Source organism: Streptomyces sp. NPDC046939, from assembly GCF_040644575.1.
In the GTDB taxonomy this organism is placed as follows: Bacteria; Actinomycetota; Actinomycetes; order Streptomycetales; family Streptomycetaceae; genus Streptomyces.
Window position 1 is genome coordinate 1 of sequence record NZ_JBEYWV010000070.1, and the last position, 6,515, is coordinate 6,515.

Annotated in this window: 6 protein-coding genes; 2 read left to right on the forward strand and 4 right to left on the reverse strand. The window is 68.5% G+C overall.

All coding sequences use genetic code 11. The features are described 5' to 3' along the window. Together ABZ877_RS39525 and ABZ877_RS39530 are read left to right on the forward strand one after the other, a co-directional pair. Positions 1-1,533: transcriptional regulator (locus ABZ877_RS39525; RefSeq protein WP_361081514.1), on the forward strand; the 1,533-nt coding region annotated here is incomplete at its 5' end. After that, the gene (locus ABZ877_RS39530) at positions 1,533-2,108 is read left to right on the forward strand and encodes a transcriptional regulator (RefSeq protein ID WP_361081517.1); all 576 of its coding nucleotides are present in this window, start codon (positions 1,533-1,535) and stop codon (positions 2,106-2,108) included. The genes ABZ877_RS39525 and ABZ877_RS39530, both read left to right, overlap by 1 nt. Positions 2,109-2,212: 104 nt before the next feature. Here ABZ877_RS39530 and ABZ877_RS39535 read toward each other — a convergent pair whose 3' ends face one another. From ABZ877_RS39535 to ABZ877_RS39550, 4 genes are all read right to left on the reverse strand, one after another. After that, entirely contained in the window at positions 2,213-3,259 is a 1,047-nt protein-coding gene (locus tag ABZ877_RS39535) for a hypothetical protein (protein WP_361081520.1), read from the reverse strand. Then, on the reverse strand, positions 3,256-3,642 hold the full coding sequence (locus ABZ877_RS39540; RefSeq protein WP_361081522.1) for a hypothetical protein: 387 nt from the start codon (positions 3,640-3,642) through the stop codon (positions 3,256-3,258). Before ABZ877_RS39540 ends, ABZ877_RS39535 begins: the two co-directional genes overlap by 4 nt. Positions 3,643-4,622: 980 nt before the next feature. Further along, positions 4,623-5,399, reverse strand: a complete 777-nt coding sequence (locus ABZ877_RS39545) for an ABC transporter permease (RefSeq protein ID WP_361081525.1) — start codon at positions 5,397-5,399, stop codon at positions 4,623-4,625. Further along, complete coding sequence (locus ABZ877_RS39550) at positions 5,396-6,406, reverse strand: ATP-binding cassette domain-containing protein (RefSeq protein WP_361081528.1); 1,011 nt, start codon at positions 6,404-6,406, stop codon at positions 5,396-5,398. Before ABZ877_RS39550 ends, ABZ877_RS39545 begins: the two co-directional genes overlap by 4 nt. Positions 6,407-6,515 lie beyond the last annotated feature (109 nt).

The following is a 6,515-nucleotide window of genomic DNA, read 5'->3' on the forward strand; positions in this document are numbered from 1 at the left end:
CCGTCCACGCTGACCGCCTGGGAATCGGACCGCGACCCGTCGGGCGAGGTCCGCACGAAGTACGCGTACTTCTTGGAGGGCCTGAGCAAGAAGCTGGCCGAGCAGGACCCGCAGCCGAGCCCCGCGACGACTCAGCCCCCCGTCGAGGGCGGCGACGACGACGTGGAGACCCTGGCCGTACCCGAACCCTGCGTGCTGTGCGGCGAGTTGGCGGTACAACGGGTCGCGGGCTTCGCCCAACACCTGACCCCGACGGACTGCGGCCGCCCGGTGACGCCCCCGGCACCCGAGGCACGGCCTTCGGCATCCACCGCGCCGCCCCCGGCACCTGGACACCCCGCGTCCGCGCCACGAACACAGCCCTCGGCGCCCGAGGCCCCGACACCCGGCCGTCCTGTGTCCGAGCCGCAGTCAGGACCCTCGGCGCCCGAGGCGCCGGCCCCCGGCCGACCCGCCGCCACGCCGGAGGCCCCGGCACCCCCACGCCCCGCGCCCCGTCGCGCCCCGCGCCGAACCTCTACCTCTACCCCTTCCCCCTCCCCGGCCCGCCGGGCGTTTCAGCCGGCGCCCCCCGAACCCGTCACCCTCATCGCGCAACGCGTGACCGCCGCCCTCGCCGAGCACGCCGGTGATGTCGAGGCGGCCACCGCCGATCTGCTGCGGAAGGCGATCCCGGACGCGATGGCGCTGCTCGACGAGACACGCAAGGGCGGCCGGTACGAGGTGATCGCCCACCCCTGGATGCCGGACATCCTCAAGAAGCAGACGTCGCGCGGCGCCGACCAGATCTGGGAGGCCCGCCCCAAGTGGACCCGTGCGGAACTGCCCCCGGGCGAGCACGAGGTCACGGCGCTGGACATCAACGGCGCCTACCTCTCCGCCCTCAAGACGCACCTCCCGCTCGGCCAGTTGGAACACTCCACCGGCTTCGACCACGACCGCCGCCGCGCGGGCGTCCACCTGATCACCCCGCCCCACTGGGACCACGAGGCGGTCCTCCCGAACCCGATCGGCCAGCGCGACGAACCGGGCCCCCTCTGGGTGACGGAACCGACCCTTCGCCTCCTGCTGCGCCTCTCGGGCCCGAAGTACGGCCTGTGCGACCCGCCCGAGATCCATGAGTCGTACACGTCCGGCGCGACCGAGGGCCTGCTGGAGAAGTTCCGCGTGGCGCTCAAGGAGGCCCGCGACACGGCGATCGAGCAGGACGACGACGTGACCTTGGAGTACGTGAAGGCGATGTACTCCAAGTTCGTCTCCACGATGGGGGAGTCGAACTACAACCGGGAGCTGTACCGCCCGGACTGGATGCACCTGATCCGCTCGCAGGCGTTCGCCAACCTCTGGATGAAGGCGCTGAAGGCCCACGACGAGGGCCTGACGGTGGTCCGCGCCATGGGCACCGACGAACTCCACGTGATCGGCGACTGGCGCCGTGTCTTCCCGGAGGGCAGGGCCGTCACAGAGGTGAAGGTGAAGGACGTCTACAAGGCGGGAAGCGCGTACGAGGACGAGACGGAGGCGGGTGAGTAGTGCCCCAACGCAACCTGGAGTTCGGCAAGTTCGGCGCCCAGGGCCTGAAGGGCTACGAGGCGGCGGCCCGCCAGCTCGACACCCTCGCCGGTTTCATCGCCAGCCCGGTCACCACCCGCCGGGGCATGATGGCCCGCCTGAACTACCTGACCCGCACCCCGCACGCCCGCGCCCAGGCCCGCGAGGCCGGCCTGACGGTGACGGACCGCACGCTGAGGCGCTGGGCGGAGGGCAAGGCGAACCCGTCCCGCAAGAGCCTCGCCCAACTGGACACGGCCTACCGCCGCGTCCGCCGCCGCAACGTGGCCCGCCACCTCCTCCAGCGCCTCAACCGCCAGGGCCGCGGCACCCGCGTCGAGTTCCACCCCCTCAACCAGTCCCAGGTGGCCCGCCCCCTCCAGCGCGACGTCTCCTTCCGCACCTTGAACGTCCGCCGCTGGGACCGCATGGTCGAGGCGTGGGCGGCCGACGACGAGGAGACGATGGACTCGGTCTGGTTCGACGACATCACGGCGGACCTGGGCTCGGAGTACGGCGCGTACGAGTACGTGATGAACATCGGCTTCGCCGCCTGATCGTCCGCACGAGCAATGAGACACCGCGGTGGCAAGGCACTGGAGCGCGGGAAGCGGCCCCCAGCACCCGCTTATTGTTGGGGGCCGCTTCAGAACCTGCCAAGTCAACGGGAGAGTATCTGAAGCAGGATCACCAGCGCGGTGGCACAGACCATGCCGAGTTGCATCCAGTTGGTCACCCGTTCCGTACGGAGCTTCTCCAGGAGGCCGCCGTTGGCGTCGACGTCAGGTTCGGTGTCGACGTGCCGGACAACGCTCGCAATCTCGATACGGGCCCGGTGATAGAGCCACACGCTGACCTCCGCACGGCTGGCACCGCAGGAGTGAAGCATCGCGCCGAGCAGGGCCGGCGGCAGCGGTTCGTCGTCGGTGAGCCGCCGCTCCAATGTGGACTTTGAGACACGGATGCCGTTCTTGTTCAGATCTGTCGCCAGGTCCCGGAAAGATACGCCCGCACGGTTGAGCCGGTCCCGGAGCAGCATCTTCACGTCCTTGGAGGTGCTGCCAAGGGCGAGCGCACCAAGTACGGGATCGACGTGCACCGCGACATTGTCACGGTTGGCCACTTTCTCGGCCTCGACGGCCTGAGACACCAGAGAGACCAACCGGCGGGGAACCTTCTCCTCCTCGCTGCCCGCGTCACCACCCCTGGCGGGGTCCTGCTCCGGGACGGACGCCTCTCGGCGCTTGGCGATCCACAGCTTGGCGGTCTCCGTCGGACCGAGCGTCACGGACTCCGGCGACGGCACGACCTCGCCCGAGGCATTGACCTGGACGTGGCCGTTCAAGATGCCGGTGGCCCCGCTGCCGGAGGAGCCGACGGGCAGCATCGAGGTCTCGCTGGCGTTACGTTCCTTCGCGGCGGCCTCTCGCAACGCGGTCCAACGGGTCAACAGCTCCCATTCATTGCCGCCATTGAGCTCAGCCGCGGCCTTGGCGTAGGCCTGAAGGAACTGCTCGGTCGGGATGCGCTTGCCGGATGTCGCGTCGGACAGGGCGGCGATGGAGTAGTGCGTGACCTCCGCGAAGTCTGCCAGCCGAACCGGCCCCCGGGCATCGGCCAGTTCCGTGGAGAGTTGCTTGAGGCTCGGCCACGCGCAGTTGACGGTCGTACGCCGGGGTCGCCCTGGAGGGCGGCTGCTCGGGGTCACCAGGCCGCCCTCCAGACGATGGCCGCGAAGCCGCCGCCCGAACCGCCGAAGTAGCGGTCCATGAAGTCGCGGAAACGGTCGCGCGCCCTGCGCATGACCCGGCGCACCGCGAGGAGGGCGCGTCCTGCGCTCCCGCGCACGCGAGGGAGGAGCTCGGCCGCGGTGACGCGGAGGAGGTTCTCGACCACGTCCATGACGTGGAAGAGGATCTCGGTCGTCGTCAGGCCGACGACGATGGCCTCGGTGACTTCGTCGAAGGTCTTGTGGAACTCGATGCCCGCAAAGGCGCCCCCAAAGAGGGCGAGAACGGTCAGGAAGAGTCGCCACCAGTTCGGACCCGAGGGAAGACAGATACTTCCCCCACGTGGATCTCCGGTCTGCATGTATTCCTACTTCGGTAGTCATTACCAGCAGGTCGGCGTCCGGAATTCGGGGGCCCCGCACGCGCGTTTACGACGAGTGCGGGGAACCCGGCAAGGACCGGATGCTTCCCTGCTGTGGCTGGAAGAGGTCAGGCGGTGAAGCACCGTCACCTGGGCCCTGCACGGTCCTCTGGCGGTACCGCTTGACCTCCTTGCCCTGCGACCACAGCTTGCCATCAGTTGTCGAGCGGTTCCACGCCCCTCAGGGATCTAAGTGAACGCTGTAAAAACCCGGGTTTCATGATCTTCGCGTGGCTCCCTGGGGGAAACGTTCCTTCGGGCAAGCGTTCCGGTGAACTGTAGATATTTGCAATACGTGACCGCCAGCCGGTCAGGGCCGGGTTGAGGGCCCGGCGTTGTCAACCTGGACTAGACCTCATCACCCTTTCGGCGCGACATGACGAAGTGAAAAACCCTCTGTCGAACGCGGGCGGTCGTGTTGCGTGCCGGTAAATTCCCTGGTCAGTTGGCGAGAGCGAGTTTTTCAGTTTTCTTGGCAGTGTCCCTTGAAAGCCATAGCATGGACCGCGTGATCCATGGGTCGTTACATGGACGCAGCGCCTGTCGCCAGGCGCACATCCGAGACGTAGTCAAGGCTGGACTTGCCCTCGGATCGAGGTCCCCCACGCTGCACACGTGAGGGACCTCGCTGTTTTAGGCACTGCACAGGGGGATGACGAGTGGTGGACGCACGCTTCGGCACAGGGACGAGGTCTCGTTCGAACTACGCGGTATGCACCGGTGCTTGTCGGACACGGCTCATCGGCCATGGAGCTGGCCTGACCACGCAGCTCTCTGTTCCTGTCTCGGGTGATACGCGTACGTACTTCTGGCACCAGTTGCGCACGGGCGAAGCGTGCGACGCGTAACCGCAGCAAAAATCGGCCCTGCCCCGGCCATCCGGGACAGAGCCGATCTTGATGTGCGTACGGTGATGGCCCCTACTTCGGGTCCCGGTCGAACTGGGCCCGCGACCACCGGTACCCCAGGACCGTGAGCCCCGCGCACCACACCAGCGCGATCCACCAGTTGTCGCCGATCTCCGTGCCGAGGAGGAGGCCGCGGAGGGTCTCGATGGCGGGGGTGAAGGGCTGGTACTCGGCGATCGGCTGGAACCAGCCCGGCATCGAGTGCAGCGGGACGAAGGCGCTGGAGATGAGGGGGAGGAGGATCAGCGGCATCGCGTTGTTGCTGGCGGCCTCGGCGTTGGGGCTGGCGAGGCCCATGCCGACCGCGATCCAGGTGAGGGCGAGGGCGACGAGGGCCAGGAGGCCGAACGCCGCGAGCCATTCGAGGAGCGTGGCGTCGGTGGAGCGGAAGCCCATCGCGACCCCCACCGCCCCGACGAGCAGAACGCTGACCAGCGTCTGCAGGACGCTGCCGACGACATGGCCGAAGAGGATCGACCCGCGGTGGATCGCCATGGTGCGGAAGCGGGCGATGATGCCCTCGTTCATGTCGGTGGAGACCGACACCGCCGTGCCGATGACCGTGGAGCCGATGGTCATCAGGAGGATTCCCGGGACGATGTACGCGATGTAGGCGTCGCGGCCCGCCTCGCCGCTCATCGTGTCACCGAAGACGTAGACGAACAGCAGGAGCAGCATCACCGGGGTGAGCAGCAGGTTCAGGGTGAGGGACGGGTAGCGGCGGGCGTGCAGGAGGTTGCGGCGCAGCATCGTGTTCGAGTCGCGGACCGCGAGGGACAGGGTGCTCATCGGACGGTCTCCTTCGGCTGGGCGGGGACGGTGGCGGAAGGGGTCGCGGAGGAGGTCGCGGAGGGGTTGCCGGGGCCGGTCAGGGCGAAGAAGACGTCGTCCAGGTCCGGGGTGTGCACGGTCAGTTCGTCGGCCTCGACGCCGGCCGCGTCGAGGCGGTCGAGGATGGCGCGCAGCTCGCGCTGGCTGCCGTCGCTGGGGATGGACACGGACAGGGTGTCGTCGTCGCGGCCGGTCCCCTCCAGCGCCTCCACGGCGTGTCGGTAGTCGGCCGGGTCCGAGAACCGCAGCCGTACGTGGCCGCCCGGGACGATCCGCTTGAGCTGCTCGGCCGTGCCCTCGGCCGCGATCTTGCCGTTGTTGAGCACCGCGATGCGGTCGGCGAGTTCGTCGGCCTCCTCCAGGTACTGGGTGGTGAGGAAGACGGTGACGCCGCTGTCGGTGACGAGGTCGCGGATGATGCCCCACATGGTGTGCCGGGAGCGCGGGTCGAGGCCGGTCGTCGGCTCGTCGAGGAAGATGATGCGCGGGCTGCCGACCAGCGTCATCGCGATGTCGAGGCGGCGCTTCATGCCCCCGGAGTAGGTGGACGCGGGTTTCTTCGCCGCGTCCACCAGGTCGAAGCGTTCCAGGAGTTCGGCGGCGACGCGCCGGCCCTCGGCCTTCGACAGGTGGTGGAGGTCGGCCATCAGCCACATGTTCTCCTCACCGGTGATCAGCCCGTCGACGGCGGAGAACTGTCCGGTGACCCCGATCGCCGCGCGGGCCGCCTGCGCGGAGGTGGCCAGATCGTGCCCGGCGATCCGGATCCCGCCCGAGCCCGCGCCGGGTGTGATCAGCGTCGAGAGGATCTTGACGGCGGTGGTCTTGCCCGCCCCGTTCGGGCCGAGCAGGGAGAAGACCGTGCCCTCGGGGACGCGCAGGTCGATGCCGTCCAGGACGACCTTGTCACCGTAGGACTTGCGCAGTCCGTTCGCCTCGATGGCCAAGCCGCTCGTGCTGCTCATGAGGAGTGCTCCTTAGACGCCATTTCACTTGGTGAGTCGGCGGTGGCATATGAGGGTCGCGGCTATGGCGGCGAAGGCGAGGAAGTGTTCCGGCTTGCGCTCATAGCGG